Below are 17360 nucleotides of genomic sequence, written 5' to 3'. Positions count from 1 at the left end.
CCTATAGAAGATGATGCCGGCCCGATCCGGTTTGCTGCCCCCCGGCAGATCACAGACCCGGAGCGCATTGCAGCTCCGCGCAAAGCCGTCCCCCTTTGGCGGGACGCCCAGCTGATCGGGGCAGACGCCCGTGTTGCGGCCCGATCCGCCGCAGCCGTCAGAGCGGTTCAGGGCCAGCAGCCCGCCGCCAAGGGCGAGGAGGGCCGGAGCAGAGACGACCCGCGCGGCTTTCGTTTCTGGGTTCAGGGCGCGAACGGGCAGGGACCGTGCAGCGCTGCGATGACGAGGATGTCGCCCTCCAGATGACCGCTGACAAGCAGACACTCCCCATCGGCAAAGGCTGCCCGCGCCTGGGCGAGGTGACGATCTCCCCCCGCAAGTGTGTATCTGGCTGGTCGTCATGCGAAAGCGGACGGCCCCTGGTACCATCGGTGCCGATCCGGAAAACCCCGTGCCTGGGACAAGGGTCCCGGTAGCACAGAAGGCCGGTTGACCCGAGGCCCCAGTAACTGAGACCTTCGGGCGCGGGCGGCAATGCCTCGGCCCGGATGGCTTGCGGGGCCAGCGCGAGTAAGGTGGCGATCAGGGCGGCTGCGCGCAGCATCATGGTCTCCATCCTTGTTCACCCCGTAGGACGCATCACCGGGCGGGAAGTTTGGCGCGAGCCCTGAAAAGGCACACGGACCAGGTCAGAGTGCGGCGGCAAGCCGCTCGCGCACCGCCGCGCGGTCAGCCGCATCATAGATCTGGCGTGACAGCGACGGGTTCAGAGTGATCGCCCCGGCGCTGATGTCGAAGGCGACCCGGTTGACCGCTTCCCCAATGGCACTTTGCACCAAGAGGAGGTCCGGCACTGGCTCGCGTGGCGCGACAGAGGCATCCAGCAGGCGAAACCCAATGCCGTCCTCAAGCTGGCGCTGATCAAAGCGGATTGCGCGCGCGTCGCGTTGCAGCGAGAGTCTCACGCGGCCTTTGCTTTCACGGCTGATAATCACCACTTCGCAGAAGATATGGCGGTCGGTCAGGCCAGATGCGGTCAGAGCAGAGTGATCTGATCCGGACAGATCTGGTACGGGGGGCGTACCGGTGGCACCGCCCGGGCGCATGCCAAGACGCCGCCCGGCTGACTGATCTTCCCCGGGCACAGCGTGGCCCGGAACCGGGTCACTACCCTGATCTGCGAACTGCGGCTCTGAGCCCTGTTTATGATCCGCGGCTTGCCAGTGGGAAAGCATCGCCAGCACCACCAGCGCTGCCGCAACCGCAGCGATCGCCAGCAGCCAGCGGGCCCGCCCGATAGCCCCATAAAGCCCCGTGCTGCGCCCGGGGGAGCCGGGCCCTTGACGCCGTGTCGGGTGCCGGGGGCCTGACCGTCATGAAAAGCGGAGCGCGCACTTGCAGCCAGTTGCCGACCTGAATGTCGCCGTATCGAAGGCTCGCGAAAGCGCGCTCTGGTTCCACTGGGAGGCGGCGGGGGAGGGGTTCACACTGACTGCGGCTGACGGCTCGTTTCGCGATCTGACAGACGCGCAGGAGCTGGTGTCGCCGGGGTCCGATTTCCGCCCCGACGCACGCTACTATTACCGTCAGATCGGCATGGGCGGCACACGCACCGACCGCAGCTATGCCTTCTCCTCTGATGGCACGGTGATCCACCGGCGCAGTGGCTTTGTTGCCGGCAATGTCGGCGCTGGCTATCTGATCACCGGCGGGTCATCGGATACCCCCGTGACCTCGACGTATCGCTTTGAGGATTTCGCACTGATCCTCGGGACGCCCGGGGGTGAGATCCGCCAGTTTGTGGCGCGGCCGGCTTCTGCCGATGCTGATTTGCCCGACACATTGCTGATCGGCGGCGAGGCCTGGTGGCTGGAGGAAGAAGAATGATCCGCAGTTTTGCTCTTTGACCGCGCGACCGGGCCGCAGTCCGTCGCAATCCGCGAGGCGGGTGCCGGCGCAGCTGACAGCGGGGGCGCTGATCCTGAACCGGACCGGCTTTTCATCGCATTCCGCGCGCGGACACCTTAGGGACAGGTTCAGCGGGATCTGTCTCTGAAGGGGCAATCGCCCGGGCGCCGCCGCGCTCTCCACCATATCGAAACCACCGCAGAGGCCACGGGCCAGAGGTTATCCATGCAACGTTTTCTGAAACCCCTTATCGCCCTTATCCTGGGGCTTCTGCCGTTCTTTCTGTTCATCGGCAGCACCAGCACGGTGGTGGTGAATGGCGAGACGGTGTCTGACAGCCGCTTTAACTTTGGCGGCATCGTGCTTGCACTGATCGGGATCGGACTGGCGGTTGCCGTCATCACGGAAAAGGGCGCGGGACAGATGGCGCGCAAGCTGCTGGCAGCTCTGGCCGTGCTGGTCTGTGTGCTGCAGCTGGCCAGTTCGGCCGACCTTCTGCGCATCGATCCGCTGGACTGGGTGATGCCGGACCGCGATCTGCCACCCACCGAATACAACGGCCTTGCCGAGGCGGACCGGATCTACCTCGTTCCTGAAACAGAGGCGAATTACCGCAGCACACTCGCCCATAGAAAGGCAGAGATCATCAGCTCAGCCCGGCTGCACAATGCCTATGCCACAAAATGCCATGGCGGCCGCAGCCGTGTCGATCTGGCGCGCGCCGAAGCGATGCCCGATGTTTTTGACGCCGAGCTGCAAAGCGCGATTGCGGACGGCGTGGCGCGGCGCAGTGTCGGGGAGCCGCAAGACTGCTCCCGGCGGCAATCGATCGGGATCATGGTGGCGCTTGCCGATGAGACCAATCGCAGCATGGATATGGTCGACCGCCTTACGGAAGAGTTCCGCAGCTTCGTCGCCAAAAGTCCCTCACCCTAAAGCGATTGGGGAAATGAACCGGCGCGGTCTTTGTGGTGGCAATCCAAATATCCGGCCCGATCGGATGGCGAGGCCACCACTGTTCAACGCGCTGGAGGCACTGCGCGACAAATCCGGTCGACCTCGTGCTGGCGCGGTGGGCGGATATCGAATTTGCCGACAGGACCAAACTGCGCCCGCTGCTGCTCGCGGCGCGGATCAGCCATTTTTGCGCGGTTGTTAAGGTTCTGAAGGCGGGGGGCGACCCGCTGGCGCAGGATGATGCGGGCGCGGATTTCCCGTCCGCCTTATTCCGCACCGACCCGAACCTGTTGAACCGGGCGGCCAGCAATGACCGGGCCTGGGTGATCCGCCAGCCGCGAAATGTCCAGCGACTGATTTTAGATGAATGCGCCGTCCATCTGGAACATGGCCGCAGCCGGCACCGTGGCACCCGAGGCTTGAAGCAGTTTGCTCAGCCCCTCGGCGCGGCATCCCGTCCTGAAAGCCGATCCGCTGGGCCTCACGCGCAGCGGTATCCTCACCCATCGGCAGATCATCAGCCGAGGCGGTTACCGCATACGGGTTCTCACATTCTGCGCGCTGGTTTTCATGATGCCAGGCAATTGCCGCCTGCGCCTGATCGCGCCAGTCCTGATCTTCCACCGAAGCGGCGACAGGCAGACAGGACGCCGCAACTGCAGGAAACCTATGCCCTGCCTGCCGGATCAGAAGGGCCGGAGGATCAACGGGCCGCCTCGCCTGTGGCAAAGCGGCCCGTGCCCGGCTTCAGCGCAGATGATGCGGCGCTTCGAGCCCCCAGACCGGCGTCTCAAGCCCGGCCTGACGCGCTTTCAGTTGCAGCGCGAGATAGCGCGAATAGTGGCGCGACTGATGCAGGTTGCCGCCGTGGAACCAGAGCCCTTCCTGCATGGTGGGCTTCCACATATTGCGTTGCTCACCCTCCCATGGCCCGGGATCTTTGGTGGTCTCGGATCCCAGCCCCCAGCATTTGCCAACCTTATCCGCCACCTCCTGGCTGATCAGATCCGCAGCCCAGCCGTTCATCGAGCCATAGCCGGTGGCATAGACCACCAGATCGGCGGGCAGTTCGGTGCCATCGTCCAGCACCACGGCCGTTTCCGACAGATGGCTGATCCCCTTGCCGGATTGCAGCCTGATCGAGCCGTCGATGATCAGATCGCAGGCGCCGACATCGATGTAATAACCCGAGCCCCGGCGCAGATATTTCATGAAGAGCCCGCTTTCATCATCGCCGAAATCAAGCATGAACCCGGCTTTTTCCAGCGCCGCATAGAAGGCGGCATCACGGACCTTGATCTCGTCATATTGCGGCACGTGGAAATCGGCCATGATCTTATAGGGCACCGAGGCGAAGATCATATCCGCCTTGTCATGGGTGATGCCATTGGCCACCGCCGCCTCGGAATAAAGCCCGCCCAGACAGACCTCCATCAGGCTGTCGGATTTGACGATATGGGTGGACGAGCGCTGTACCATTGTCACATCAGCGCCGCCCTCCCACAGTGCCGCACAGATGTCATGCGCCGAGTTATTGGCCCCGATCACCACGACGCGTCTGCCCCTATAGGCGTCCGGCCCGGGATGCTGGCTGGAATGCTGCTGCTCGCCCTGGAACACATCCTGGCCCGGGATCACCGGCACATTGGCCTTGCCGGACATGCCGGTCGCCAGAACCAGCTGCTTCGGGCGCAGCGTGATATCCTTGCCGTCGCGATGGACGACCACCTCCCATTCGCCTTTCGCCTCGTCATATTTCGCCGAGGTTGCGGTGGTGGAGGACCAGTAATTCAGCTCCATCACCTTCGTATACATCTCCAGCCAGTCGCCGACCTTGTCCTTGGGCGCGAAGACCGGCCAGTTGTCGGGGAAAGGGATATAGGGCAGGTGGTCATACCAGACCGGGTCATGCAGGCAGAGCGATTTGTAGCGGTTCCTCCACTGATCGCCGGGGCGCGGGTGTTTGTCGATCACGATGGTCGGGACGGAAAGCTGCCGCAGCCGTGCGCCAAGCGCGATGCCCCCCTGACCGCCGCCGATCACCAGCACATAGGGCTGGTCCTCGAACCCAAGCCGCGCCGCCTCATCAAGCTGCTTTTCCTTCCAGGTTTTGCGCGCCGGGTCATGGCCATGTTCTGCCCCCATCGGCCGGCGCAGCTTTCGCGGCTCCTCATGGCCTTTCAGCTCATGAAGCGTGGTCAGAAGCGTCCAGATCTTACCCTCTTTCATGCGGATATAGCCCTGACCCCGGCCGGCGGCGGTCTCGATCAGCAGCCAGCCCTCGGTGACGCCATCCGCCTCTGATACACGCTCTGCCGGGTCGAGGCGCAGCAGCGACGGCCTGACATGCGGCAGCTGCGCCCGGGCCATTTGCGCGATCTCAGTCCGGCCCTCGCAGGTTTTCAGGTTCCAGGTGAAAGTCGCAAGGTCGCGCCAGAAGCCGGTCTCCAGGAACAGCCCGGCCACCGCCTCGGCATCCTGCGCCACCAGCGCGCGTTCCAGATCGGCAACCAGCGCGGCAAGCGCGCCTTCTTTGATCGTATCAAGCATGGTTTCTCCTCCCATAGTGCTTTTGTGACATCCGGTTGACCGGGGCCTCCCAACCCCTGCCTGCCGGGATCGGGTCAGGTCAGAACGATCCGGAACTTCGGCGCTGGAATCGCTCTCGCCTCCGGGATCCGCAGCTGCGGGGCGGCATGGAAGCGCAAGGCCTTCATTCTCGTTCTCCTCCAATGTGCCAACAGCCTGACCTGCCGCCGGTTCAGCGCGAACGCATTTCTCGCGGATCAACGATTCCAACGGCTTGCCGGGGGCCACTGTGGCGCGGCCAGCGCACAGTGTTGCATCGGGCTGCAACAGCTTCGCGGCACTGCGGCAGGATGCTGCGCCGCACAGACGGCATGGTTAACGCCGCAGGAGATTTATGCCAGGATCACAGGGGTGCGGCCTGCAGGCGCCTGCGGCCACAGCCCTGGTGGGGAACAGAATGCAGACCGATATCGAGCATATCCGCGAGATCGAGACCGCCTCGCATCGTGGCAGCGAGACCCGCGATCCAGTGGTGGTGCAAAGCTGGCTGCGATGCCTGAAAAAGCACGGGCTTGATCCTGCCGCGCGGGGCGAAGCCTATATCCTTCCGGACGCGGCGCTGCGCCAGCACCGCCAGCGCTCGGAGGATCTGATCCGGATTGCGCGCTCTGGTATCGATGATCTTTATAAACTGGTCGCCGGGCAGAATTATGTGCTGCTGCTTGCGGATGCCGCCGGTGTCACCGTCGAATATCTGGGGGAGGGGACGCAGAAAGATGCGCTGCGCCGGTCCGGGCTGTATCTCGGCGCGGAATGGTCCGAGGCCCGCGCCGGCACCTGCGCGCTTGGCGCCTGTATCGAGACCGGCGAGCCGCTGATCATTCATCAGAGCGATCATTTCGATATCAGCCATACCGGACTGTCCTGCACTGCCGCGCCGATCTATGACACGGCGGGGCAGCTGGCAGCGGTTCTTGATATCTCGCTGCTTTCCTCGCCGCTGATCCGCACCAGCCAGAGCCTTGCGCTTAACCTGGTGCGCCAGACCGCGCGGCGGATCGAGATGGCGAATATCATGGCGGAAAGCCGCACTGACTGGGTTTTGCGTCTGGCCGGCAGCCCGGATTTTCTGGATGTCGATCCCGAAGCGGCGCTGCGTCTTGACGAAGGGGGCAGGGTGATCGGCATGACCAACGGCGCCGCCCGGCTGATGGCGCGCAGCCTTGGCGCAGACTGGCGGCGCGGCGCATCGCTGATTGGCCGTCCCATTGAAGAGATTTTCAATCTCGATTGCTCCGGCCTGGAACAGCTGACGCGCCAGCATGAGGCCCGCGACCGGCTGATTGAAACCCGCGACGGCTACCGCCTCTTTGCCCATGCAATCGAACCGCGTCGCGCGCCGGTCACGCATTCCGTTCCGGCGCCCCGTCTGACGGCCGAACTCAGCGAGCTTGCAGGCACTGACCCGGTGATGCGGGAAGTGGTCGGGCAGGCGATGGTCCTTGCGCGCAGCGATATGCCGATGCTGATCGAGGGGCCCTGCGGCAGCGGCAAATCGGCACTGGCGCGCGCTATTCATGCCGGCGGCCGGCGCGGGCCGCTGATCACCGTGGCCTGTGAGACGATCACCGGCGAAGAGGCCGCGGTGCTGTTCGGGCGCGGCGATCTGCGCAGCTATGAACCCGGTCTGATCAGCGCGGCGGATCATGGCACATTGGTGCTCGACAATCCGGAACAATTGCCCGCGGCACTTCAGGCAAGGCTGGCGAGCCTGCTGGTCACCCGCCGCTTTCGTCCCCTTGGCGCAATGCGGGAGCGGGAGTCGAGCGCGCGCATCATCGTCACCAGCCGGGGGCTTACCGCCAATGGCGCCCCGCGTGAGGAGTTTCATCACCGGCTGGCGGCAACGCGGCTGGTGCTGCCAGGCCTTGCCGGGCGCCAGGATATCATAGCGATTGCCAGCAAGGTGTTTGCAGCCGCGCTCGGATCCGGCGTGGCCTTTGACCTTCCGGCGGCCGCGTTGCTGACGGGCCATAAATGGGAGGGCAATCTGCATGAGATGGAAGCGCTTGCCCGAACAGTCGCGGCAACGGGCGGGCTGGCGTCGGACAAGCTGTTGATCGGGGCAGAGCATTTTCCCGCCCATATGCGCGGGCAGGGCAGCGATGCAGGCCCGGGTTCGGCTGCGATGCTCAGTCATCTCCTGGCCGAGAATGGCTGGAATATTTCTGCGGTCGCCGCTTTGCTGCAGGTTGACCGGGCGACGGTGCATCGCAGGATGGCGCGGCTTGGCCTGAAACGTCAGGCAAAGCCGGTCGCGCGGCGGACGCAGCCCTAGCCGGGGCAGGCGCAGTCTGCCCCGGCTGCGCTGAGGGGAAACTAAAGTTGTATTGCCAAGTGACGTCACGGGCGTAAGCTCTTGCTATGAGGCAAAGGAGGAACTGCCATGACCTGGTCGAAACCGAAGGCTCTTGAAGTGAAATGCGGTATGGAAATCAACATGTACGGTCCGTCGGAAGACGATCGCGGCGGCCGTGACCTGATCTGATTCGCCCGGAATGCATGTAAAGATTCTTGGGGCAGCCGCCGGCGGTGGCCTGCCCCAATGGAATTGCGGGTGCCAGAATTGCGCTGATGCGCGCTCGGGCGAAATTGCTGGTATGAGCCAGAGTTCAGTTGCGGTATCTGCCGATGGCCGCGACTGGGTGGTGCTGAATGCCTCGCCTGATATCCGCGAGCAGCTGCGCCTCTCGGGGCTGCATCCGCCGTCCCGGCGCGGCAGCCCTGTGCGCGCGGTCGTGCTGACCAATGGCGATATCGACCATATCGCCGGGCTGCTGACCCTGCGCGAAAGCACCCCCTTTCAGATCCATGCGACAGCCGCGACGCTTGCGATCCTTGAGCAGCCGGTGTTCCGCGTGCTCAACCCCGCTTTGGTGGGAAAGCAGGCGATCCGGCCCGATGACCCCTTTGAGCCGCTTGCCGGGCTGCGGCTGACCGCTTTTGCTGTCCCGGGCAAGGTGCCGCTGTTTTTGGAGGAGGGCGAGGTGAAGACCGATCTCCTGGGCGAACAGACCATCGGACTGCGGATCGACTGCGGCGGGCGGGTGATGTTTTACATTCCAGGCTGCGCGGCGGTGACACCGGATTTGCGCGACCGGGTCGGGGGCGCGGACCTCCTCCTGTTCGATGGCACTGTCTGGAGCGATGATGAAATGACCAGGACCGGCACCGGCGTGAAGACGGGCGGGCGGATGGGTCATATCTCGATGGCCGGGCCGGATGGCAGTCTCGCCGCCTTTGACGGGCTGAACCTCGCGCGGCGCGTCTATATCCATATCAACAATACCAATCCCGTGCTGCGGCCCGGCTCACAGGAACGCGCCCGGGTCGGGGCGGCGGGCTGGGAGATCGCCCGCGACGGACAGGAGATATTGCTGTGAGCGCAGCTGCCCCCGCCATCACCCCCGAGGATCGCAAGGCCGCGCTTGAGGCACGGCTGCGCCAGGTCGGGGTGCTGCGCTATCATGACAAACACCCGTTTCACCGCCTGCTGCATTCGGGCGGCTGTACGATTGACCAGGTCCGGGCCTGGGTCGTGAACCGCTATTACTACCAGTCGCGGATCCCGATGAAAGATGCGGCCTTTATGAGCCGGGTGGAAGAACCGGGCCTGCGCCGGGCCTGGCGCGCGCGGATCGAAGATCACGATGGCAGCGACGGCCAGCCGGGGGGGATCAGTCGCTGGCTGCGCCTCGCCGAAGGGGTCGGGCTTGACCCCGCTTATGTGGCGTCCTGCGAGGGTGTCCTGCCGGCCACCCGTTTCGCGGTTGATGCCTATGTCAGATATGTCCGCGAGCAGCCCTTGTTGCAGGCCGTCGCCGCCAGCCTGACCGAGCTTTTCGCCCCGGCGATCCATGAAGAACGCATTGCGGGCCTGCTGCGGCACTATGCTTTCGCCAATCCGGACACGATTTCTTACTTTCAGCACCGGCTGAAGGAGGCGCCAAAGGATGTGGCATTCGGCCTCGCCTGGGTGTTGGATCAGGCGAAAACGCGTGAGCAGGAGGATATGGCCGTCGCGGCGCTGGAATTCAAAACCGATGTGCTCTGGGCCCAGCTCGACGCGCTTTACGGCGCCTATGTCGCGCCAGGGCCGATCCCGCCCGGCGCATGGCGCCCGGATCAGGGGCTGATGCGATGACCAGCGCCGCGGTCACTGCATCGGATCGCCCCTGCCTGCCGCGCGGGGTGCGGCTGCATTTTGATGCGGTGCGTGAGACACCGGTGCTGCTTGGCCCCGAGATCGCGCTGATGCTGGACCCGATTGGCAAGGCGGTGCTTGAAGAGGTGGACGGCGCCCGCGATATCGCCGCGATATCGGAAGATCTGGCCCGGCGCTATGCTGCGCCGCGCGACATGATCGAGGCCGATGTGATCGAATTCTTGCAGGGCCTCGCGGTCCGGCGGCTGGTCGATCTGTCATGAGAGACAGCGCCCCCCCCGGCCATCCTCGCAGCAGGCTCCGCCAATGGCGATGCTGGCCGAACTGACCCATCGCTGCCCGCTGTCCTGCCCCTATTGCTCGAACCCGCTTGATATGGTGCAGCGCCAGGGCGAGCTGACAACCGCCGAATGGTCGCGGGTGTTTCAGGAAGCTGCCGCAATTGGTGTCTTGCAGCTGCATCTTTCCGGGGGCGAGCCTGCGTCGCGCCCCGATCTGGTCGACCTGGTGGCAGCGGCACGGGCGGCGGGGCTTTACACCAATCTCATCACATCGGGCATCGGGCTGACGCCTGCAAGGCTGGAAGCGCTGGACCGGGCCGGCCTTGATCATATCCAGCTTTCGCTGCAGGGCACCACGCCCGAGGTGGCGGATTTCGTTGGCGGTTATAAGGGCGGCTTTGCCCGCAAGATGCAGACCGCCGCCGAAATAGCCCGGCTGGGATTTCCGCTGACCATCAATGCGGTGATGCACCGGCACAATCTGGGTGATCTGCCTGCCACCATCGCGCTGGCGGCTGAGCTGGGCGCCCGCCGGATCGAGGTGGCCTGCGTGCAGTTCCAGGGCTGGGCGCTGAAAAACCGCGCCGGTTTGCAACCGACCCGCGATCAGGTCGATGAGGCCAAGCGGGTGGTGGCCGAAGCCCGCAGGACCTATGCAGGGTCCCTGGCGATTGATTTTGTGCCACCCGATTATTTTGCCGATTTTCCAAAAGCCTGCATGAATGGCTGGGGCACGACCGGGCTTAATATCGCCCCTAATGGCAAGGTTCTGCCCTGCCATGCCGCCGAAATCATCCCGGGGCTCGTGTTCCAGAATGTGCGCTTCGCTTCGCTGGCAGAGATCTGGCAAGGTCCTGCCTTTTCGGCCTTCAGAGGCACAGACTGGCTCCCCGAACCCTGTCAGAGCTGCGACCGGCGCGAGGTTGATTATGGCGGTTGCCGCTGTCAGGCCATGGCGCTGACCGGCGACCCGCGGGCGACAGACCCGGTGTGCCGTCTTTCGCCCTTCCGGGCCAGAATTGATGAGATGATCGCGCTGGAAACCAGCGCGCCGCCGCCGGCTTTCATCTATCGCAAACTGGCGCCCGGCGCGGTCTGATCACCCGCCCGCCGGCTGCACCGTCCGGCTCAGAAACAGACCATCTCGGCCTCGGCCTGAGCGCGGCGCAGATCGGCGGCCACCGCCTGCATCGTCGGGCTGCCGCGAAACAGTGCCGTCCGCTCGCCGCCGCCGATCCGCATCCGCAGCACCGTCTCGGCAGAGACGAAATTGTCATAGGGCAGGATCGAGGCAATCGTATCAATCGAGCAGGAGCAGCGGCGTAGCATATCCTGGGTCTGGCCGTTCACCGTCATGCAGGTGAAGACATATTCCGCCCGCGCCTCGGTCGGATAATCATTGGCCAGCGTCTCTGCGGCTGTGGGGCCGGCAAACAGCAGCGGCAAAAAAGCAGCGGTTACAAGGCGGCGGTGCATCATTCCCCCCGGTCAGGATCATCTCTTCACTATAGCCACCCGGCCCGGCTCCGGTATCCGCCTTAAGGCTGAGGAGGCGACCGGGCTCTGCAGGGTCAAAGGAAACCTGCAGCCGCAATCCGGCAAAGGGGCCCAGACGGTCCCGGTTCGGATCTGCCGCGAAAGGCTCCAGCGTCACGGTGATGCGACCATCAGCTCCGGGCGCGGCCTCTGCGGCGATCAGCGCGGCGCGGATGCGGTTGCGGATATAGAAAGGGTTGCCCCCGGTCGCCTGGCTCATATCGCGGACGATATTTTCCAGGAAATACAACAAAAGCGGATTGGCGCTGGCGGCGGGAAACCGGGCAATCTCGCTGCGCGTGCCGCCGGCTTCCTGGTCGAGCAGCAGAAATTTCGTACCCTTATCTTCCATCACCAGAAGGCGCAGCGCCGATAGTGCCGGGGCCGCATCGCCTGACCCATTACGGCTGAGACTGTATTGCAGTACGTCGCCGGCCCCGGCATCAGCAAAGACGCCCTCCGCCATGATCAGATCCGAGAGCGGCCCCGCCGAAGCCGCCCCACTGAGGCACAGCGCCAGAACCAGAGCGAGGCGCTTCATGGCTCATCCCCCTGGGCCGTCAGCATGAAGCCGCGGCTGCGCAGGGTCTTCAGGCTGAGCCCATAGGGGGTGAAATTACCCAGTTTGCGCCGCAGATAGCCCAGATAGACATCGACCACATTCTCGGTCGAGCCGCCATGCTGCGCCCAGAGCGCGTCAAACAGCTCGCCCCGCGTCAGCAGAACCCCGGGCCGTTGCAGCAGATAGGCCAGCAATTCGCCCTCGCGTTCGGTCATCATCTGTGGCCGCGCCGCGCCGGTCACCATGCGCGATGTTGCGTCATAGGTCAGATCGGCCAGCGTCACCGGCGCAATGCGCGGCGCGGATCGGCGCAGCTGCACCTCGAGCCGTGCCAGCAGTTCCGAGAGCTGGAACGGTTTCACAACATAATCCTGTGCGCCAGCCTCGAGGCCCTCGGTGCGATCCTCGATCCGGTTCAGGGCAGACAGGATGATCGCGGGCATGCGCTTGCCGCGCGCCCGCATCCCGGCCAGCAATTCGGCGCCGCTGTCATCTCCCAGCATCATATCGATGATCGCGGCATCGCAGCCGCGTGTTTCCACGAAATCCGCGGCTGCCCCGGCCGTCTCGGCCCATTCCACCTGATGGCCGGCGGCTTCCAGCCCGCGCGACAGCAGCGAGGCGATGTCATGGTCATCCTCGACCACCAGAATATGCGCCATTACCTCTCCTCCCAAAGCGGCAGCCCGATCTGCAATCCAAGCCCCCTGCGATCTTGCGGCCCTTCCGCAGGGCCAGGTTCGGGGCGATCCTCGGGCAACAGACCCATGCTTCCACCCGAAGCTTCCACGACCCAGGCTGCAAGGGCAAGCCCGACGCCAAAGCCCGGGGCATTTCCGCTGCGGGCAAAGCGGCGAAAGACCTGATCGCGCAGACCGGGGGCGAGGCCCGGCCCGGTATCGGTGATCACGATCCGGGCAATCCCATCCCCTGCGCTGGCGGTCACCGAGACCTCAGCGCCGCGCCCGGCATATTTCGAGGCATTCTCGAAGAGGCCGGCAAAGACCTGGCGCAGCCAGTCGGCATCGGCGCAGAGATGGATTTCTGCCACCTCAGTTCTGACGCTCACTCCGGCGCGGCGCAGCAAAGGTGCGGTATCTGCCAGCGCGGCACTGATCGCCTGATCCAGGGCGACCCTGTCGCGGCAAAGCTCCAGCTGACCGGAGTCAGACCGCGCGATGCGCAAGATATCCTCGATCCGGCGGTTAAGACGCTGGCCGCGCGCCATGATCGTCTGAAAGGCCGCGCGCACAAGCGGATCGGAATGGCGGGCGCCAAGCTCTGCCTCGCCCATGATAACGGTCAGCGGCGTGCGCAGCTCGTGGCCAACATCCGCGAACAGGCGGCGGCGGTCGGTATCGGTCTGCGCCAGCCGCTCATTCGCAGCGGACAGATCGGCGGTGCGCCCGGCGATGATGCCCTCAAGGCGCTGGCTGTCGCGCTCCAGCCCGGCGCGCCTGCGGTCAAGTCTCCGCGCCATCTGCCGCAACCGTGCCAGCATCAGCCCAAGCTCGTCATGCCCGCCGGAGCCGCGCGGGAACTGGCCGCTTGCGAGGCTTTCTGCCGAGGCGGTGACCCGCTCGAGCCGGCCAAACAGAGGGCGCAGCACCAGAAGATAAAGCGCCGCCAGCACAAGGGGTGCCGCCAGTCCCGCCGCAAGGGCAAAGATCCGCAGGGTGTTTTGCAGCCGGTCCATCGCCAGCAGGGCGTTTTCGCGGCGACGGGTTTCCTGGATGATCTGGCCGCCTACCGCCTCGGGGGCCTGCGCCATATAGAAGGCAATCGCCGCATCCCCCTGTGGCGTGCCCGGACCGGATTGCGCCAGCGTCTTTTCCAGCTGGCCAAAAAAGCCGCGCAGCCGCGCCGGGGTCATGCTTTGCCGCGCGCGCTGTGCCTGTTGTTCCGATGTAGCGGCGCCGGCGACATCGTCGGCAACCAACCGGTCGAGCTGATCAATTGTCCCCAGCACCGTGGCGGGATCGGGCGGTGTCTCGGGCCGTGTGAGCCAGCTGATCATCCAGTCATTCACCCGCGCCGAAAACACACCATAGGCCTCGATCCGGCTTTGCGCCGCCATCGCCTCATGCGCATAGGACTGGGTGCGCGACAGGCCGTAGACCGCCAGCCCCGCCGAAAGCATCGTCAGCCCGGCCAGCAGGGTCGCGGCTGTCCACAGCCGGGGCCTCAGGCCGGGACGCAACCAGCGCCGGGCCCTCATGTCAGCCCGAGCGAGTGCCGAATGGCGCGGTTCAGATCTTCGGCGGCGACAGGTTTTTCCAGGATTTCCAGCGCCGGCTCGCCGATCTTCCGGCGGATCATATCGGCGGGTTCGGCGCTGACAATCAGCGCAGGCGGTGCCAGGCCCAGCTCTTGCGAGAGGCGCCGGATCGCCGCCACCCCGGTATCCTCGCCATCGAGCCGGTAATCCGACAGGATGAGATCGGGCGCGGCGAGCATCGCCACCTGCACCGCCTCTTCGCTGCCCGCGACAGGCCAGGCAATCATGCCCCAGCTTTCCAGCAGATATTGCATCGCATGACGCATGGTCTGGTCGTTCTCGATCAGCAACACCCGGCGCCCTGTCAGATCGGGGCGCGGCAGATCGGGCGCCTCTTCGGTCATCGCTGGCAAAGACGGGGTCTGGACCAAAGGCAGCCTGACGCGAAAGCGCGAGCCGAGGCCCGGATGTGAGATCAGCTCGAGCCGGTGGTCAAGCTGATCACAGGCGCGCTGGACGATGGAAAGGCCCAGACCGGTGCCGGGCTGCGTTTCCAGCGAGAGCCGTTCAAATTCATTGAAAATACGGGTCTGATCGGCGGGTGCGATGCCCGGCCCCTGGTCCAGCACCTCAAGCCAGACCGCAGGCCCCACCTCGCTGTCCTGCTCATGGCGCAGCCCGACCAGCACCTTGCGCCCGGTGGTATATTTCAGCGCATTCGTGATCAGGTTCTGCGCGATCTGGCGCAGATAGACCCCGTCGCTCAGCACGGTGGCCTTTGACCCGACAAAACGCAGGTCGATCCGGCGCGCGCTGGCCACCGGCTGGGTGTCGATGATCAGCCGGCGAAACAACCGCCCCATCGCCACCGGCGCAAGATTGGTCTGAAAGCTGCGACTGTCGAGCTTGGCGATCTGCAACAGCGCGCGGATCAGCTCTTCGGCGGAATCGATCGTGGCCGTCAGATGCGAGACAAGGTCGCGTTGCAGCGCATCGCCCGAGACTTCGCGCAGATGGGCGAGAAACAGCTTGGCCGCGCTGAGGGGTTGCAAAAGATCATGGCTGGCCGCCCGCAGAAAGCGCGATTTCGCGCGATTGGCCTGGTCGGCGACCTCGCGCGCGGTGGCCAGTTCAGTATTGATCAGCGCAAGTTCAGCCAGCGCGGTTTCAAGATCAAGGTTGCGCGCCACCACCTCACGCTCAAGCACCTCGGCCGCCCGCGACAGCGCATAGGCGGGGCCGCGTTTCTGGCTGATGCTTTCAAGCCGGCGGATCAGCACCTCATTGATCCGCGTCAGCTTGGCGATCTTCTGGCCGGGGCTGTCCGTTTCACGCAACATCGATGCTGCCCATACCCCTGCTGGCGCTGTCATCGAGGATCGCGAGGCCGACAAATGTCTGGTTCACATGAATGCCGCCATGCTGCTCGCCATAGGTGTTAAAGCCCGCCACGCGAAAATCACGACAGAGCTTGCCGACTGTCTCCTGCTCACCGGCCCGTTCAACCGCAATGCGCCTCAGGATGCAGTCAAACCCCAGCACCAGTTCGGCGGGGCCGATCTGTTCCATCTGCCGCCGCAACCCTTCGGTCAGGCTTTCCGAGCGCCCCAGCGTCAGGATCGCCCCCGGCTCGATCGAGCACATCAGCGCCAGATCGCCATTCGGGGTTACGCCGCTGATCGCACGGACATAATGGCGCCCACCGGCACATTCCAGCAGCGGGTTCTCTGCAAAGGCGCTTGGTCCCAGCTCATCCACCCGCACATCGATCAGTCTTGCATATTCCTCTGCCGCGGGTTCGGCGTTGATCTCATGGATCAGCCGGGTTTCCGGATTGGCAGAGGTGACGACCATGCGGTTGCCGACCGGCACGAAATGATCAAAAATCACCTCTTTCACGTCGAAATCGGTGTTGATCACGCAAAACAACGCGCTTTCGGCATATTCCACACCATCCATCGCCAGCCTTGTCTGCTCGAACCGCAACCCGTCCCCGGCCGAGCCGCCCAGCACCATCAGATCCGGCAGCGACGCATCCACGGTCGTGGTGACCAGCTCTTCACAGCCGCTGGAGCCGTCGATCAGCAAAAGCCCGAAGCGCGATTTCCCGGCATGTCCGCGTGATTTCTCCATCAGCCCGCGCAGCGAGACCATCCAGTCCAGCGTCACATGCTGGCGCAGCCCACGCAGACAGACCGCTTCGGCGCGGAAACTGCTGGCGGGGAAAGCTATCGCGACAACGCTGTCTTCCTGATAGCCGTCAAAGCAGAAGCCGCCGGCCGAGGAACAGCCGAGAACCTTGCAGCCGGCGCCGAACGCATCATGCAGCGCACCGGTCAGCGGGGTGACCAGGTCCTGATCATCGGCAAAAACCAGGATCAGCGCGGGGTCCAGATCGGCGAAGGCGCAGATCAGCGACCCGGACACCGCGACAAAGCCGCCGCGTGCCGAGGCGGCAATGGGCCGGGCAGGGCGACCTGACTGCGAGATTTCCATTCTCAGCGCCCAAACAGCCGGACCCTGTTGGCCAGCAACGCCACCTGGGTGCGGTTGCTGGCATGGATCTTGGACATGATCGCCGCGATATGGGTCTTTACCGTCGCCTCAGCGATTGAAAGCTCATAGCTGATGATTTTGTTCGGGCGCCCCTGGCAGATCAGCCGCAGAATATTCATCTGCTGCTGGGTCAGGGTGCTGAAATTATGGGTCAGCGCGGCAAGATCGCCATTGTCCTCGTCTTCGGCAAATCCCTCGGGCAGCACGGTTTCGCCCTCCCACATCCGGCGGAACGCCTCGACCATCTCAGAGCGCGGCAGGCATTTCGAGATATAGCCACAGGCGCCGGCGGCGATCACCGACGACACCATCTCGGGCTGCACTTCGGCGGAAATGACCGTGAGCGGGCGCTTGCCCAGCTGCGATTTCAGGCTGATTACCGCCTCGATGCCCTTCACATCCGGCAGGTTCAGATCCAGCAGAACGGCATCTGGAATCCCCTCGGCGCGCAGAGTTGCCTCGGCCAGCGCAAGGGTCGCGACACAACGCACCCGGTTCAGGCGGAAGGCCGCCTGCAATGTCATCGAAAGCGCCTCGCCCATCAGAGGATGGTCTTCGACGATAAGCACGTCCCGGACGGACTTATAC

Annotated in this window: 17 protein-coding genes; 8 read left to right on the top strand and 9 right to left on the bottom strand. The window is 64.5% G+C overall.

Features of this window, described 5'->3' with window-relative positions; all coding sequences use genetic code 11:
- Positions 1-689 precede the first annotated feature (689 nt).
- On the bottom strand, positions 690-965 hold the full coding sequence (locus QNO18_RS22430; protein WP_283179711.1) for a hypothetical protein: 276 nt from the start codon (positions 963-965) through the stop codon (positions 690-692).
- A 430-nt stretch (positions 966-1395) separates the two neighbouring features.
- Between QNO18_RS22430 and QNO18_RS22425 the strand changes: the two genes are divergently transcribed.
- On the top strand, positions 1396-1887 hold the full coding sequence (locus QNO18_RS22425) for a hypothetical protein (protein WP_283179710.1): 492 nt from the start codon (positions 1396-1398) through the stop codon (positions 1885-1887).
- Between the two features lie 246 nt (positions 1888-2133).
- On the top strand, positions 2134-2844 hold the full coding sequence (locus QNO18_RS22420) for a hypothetical protein (RefSeq protein ID WP_283179709.1): 711 nt from the start codon (positions 2134-2136) through the stop codon (positions 2842-2844).
- Between the two features lie 768 nt (positions 2845-3612).
- On the opposite strand, the gene QNO18_RS22415 is transcribed toward QNO18_RS22420, so the two are convergent.
- Complete coding sequence (locus tag QNO18_RS22415; protein WP_283179708.1) at positions 3613-5415, bottom strand: NAD(P)-binding domain-containing protein; 1803 nt, start codon at positions 5413-5415, stop codon at positions 3613-3615.
- A gap of 436 nt (positions 5416-5851) precedes the next feature.
- On the opposite strand from QNO18_RS22415, the gene QNO18_RS22410 reads away from it, so the two are divergent.
- The 6 genes from QNO18_RS22410 to pqqE all read left to right on the top strand — a co-directional run bounded on the left by QNO18_RS22410 (position 5852) and on the right by pqqE (position 10999).
- The gene (locus QNO18_RS22410; protein ID WP_283179707.1) at positions 5852-7732 is read left to right on the top strand and encodes a sigma-54-dependent Fis family transcriptional regulator; all 1881 of its coding nucleotides are present in this window, start codon (positions 5852-5854) and stop codon (positions 7730-7732) included.
- Between the two features lie 108 nt (positions 7733-7840).
- Positions 7841-7942 (top strand): pyrroloquinoline quinone precursor peptide PqqA, encoded by a 102-nt coding sequence (gene pqqA / locus QNO18_RS22405; protein ID WP_092903718.1) that lies wholly within the window; start codon positions 7841-7843, stop codon positions 7940-7942.
- A gap of 10 nt (positions 7943-7952) precedes the next feature.
- On the top strand, positions 7953-8837 hold the full coding sequence (pqqB, locus tag QNO18_RS22400; RefSeq protein ID WP_283179706.1) for a pyrroloquinoline quinone biosynthesis protein PqqB: 885 nt from the start codon (positions 7953-7955) through the stop codon (positions 8835-8837).
- The gene (pqqC, locus tag QNO18_RS22395; protein ID WP_283179705.1) at positions 8834-9598 is read left to right on the top strand and encodes a pyrroloquinoline-quinone synthase PqqC; all 765 of its coding nucleotides are present in this window, start codon (positions 8834-8836) and stop codon (positions 9596-9598) included. The genes pqqB and pqqC overlap by 4 nt, the downstream gene beginning before the upstream one ends.
- Positions 9595-9882: a pyrroloquinoline quinone biosynthesis peptide chaperone PqqD gene (gene pqqD, locus QNO18_RS22390; protein WP_283179704.1), complete on the top strand. Its 288-nt coding sequence runs from the start codon at positions 9595-9597 to the stop codon at positions 9880-9882. Before pqqC ends, pqqD begins: the two co-directional genes overlap by 4 nt.
- Positions 9883-9925: 43 nt before the next feature.
- Positions 9926-10999, top strand: a complete 1074-nt coding sequence (gene pqqE, locus QNO18_RS22385) for a pyrroloquinoline quinone biosynthesis protein PqqE (protein ID WP_283179703.1) — start codon at positions 9926-9928, stop codon at positions 10997-10999.
- 29 nt (positions 11000-11028) lie between these two features.
- On the opposite strand, the gene QNO18_RS22380 is transcribed toward pqqE, so the two are convergent.
- Genes QNO18_RS22380 through QNO18_RS22350 form a run of 7 tightly spaced genes read right to left on the bottom strand, consistent with a single transcriptional unit; the run spans position 11029 to position 17341 of the window.
- The gene (locus QNO18_RS22380; RefSeq protein WP_283179702.1) at positions 11029-11376 is read right to left on the bottom strand and encodes a hypothetical protein; all 348 of its coding nucleotides are present in this window, start codon (positions 11374-11376) and stop codon (positions 11029-11031) included.
- Positions 11297-11977, bottom strand: coding sequence for a hypothetical protein (locus tag QNO18_RS22375; RefSeq protein ID WP_283179701.1), 681 nt, complete (start codon positions 11975-11977; stop codon positions 11297-11299). Before QNO18_RS22375 ends, QNO18_RS22380 begins: the two co-directional genes overlap by 80 nt.
- Positions 11974-12660: a response regulator transcription factor gene (locus QNO18_RS22370; RefSeq protein ID WP_283179700.1), complete on the bottom strand. Its 687-nt coding sequence runs from the start codon at positions 12658-12660 to the stop codon at positions 11974-11976. Before QNO18_RS22370 ends, QNO18_RS22375 begins: the two co-directional genes overlap by 4 nt.
- Positions 12660-14198 carry a HAMP domain-containing sensor histidine kinase gene (locus QNO18_RS22365; protein ID WP_283179699.1) on the bottom strand — a complete coding sequence of 513 codons (1539 nt, stop codon included), beginning with the start codon at positions 14196-14198 and terminating at the stop codon, positions 12660-12662. Before QNO18_RS22365 ends, QNO18_RS22370 begins: the two co-directional genes overlap by 1 nt.
- 14 nt (positions 14199-14212) lie before the next feature.
- Positions 14213-15556 carry a hybrid sensor histidine kinase/response regulator gene (locus QNO18_RS22360; protein ID WP_283179698.1) on the bottom strand — a complete coding sequence of 448 codons (1344 nt, stop codon included), beginning with the start codon at positions 15554-15556 and terminating at the stop codon, positions 14213-14215.
- Complete coding sequence (locus QNO18_RS22355; RefSeq protein WP_283179697.1) at positions 15546-16712, bottom strand: FIST N-terminal domain-containing protein; 1167 nt, start codon at positions 16710-16712, stop codon at positions 15546-15548. The genes QNO18_RS22360 and QNO18_RS22355 overlap by 11 nt, the downstream gene beginning before the upstream one ends.
- 2 nt (positions 16713-16714) lie before the next feature.
- Complete coding sequence (locus QNO18_RS22350) at positions 16715-17341, bottom strand: response regulator transcription factor (RefSeq protein WP_283179696.1); 627 nt, start codon at positions 17339-17341, stop codon at positions 16715-16717.
- Positions 17342-17360: the final 19 nt, after the last annotated feature.

The organism is Gemmobacter sp. 24YEA27 (assembly GCF_030052995.1).
Lineage (GTDB): Bacteria > Pseudomonadota > Alphaproteobacteria > Rhodobacterales > Rhodobacteraceae > Pseudogemmobacter.
This window is presented reverse-complemented; position numbering and strand designations above follow the sequence as displayed.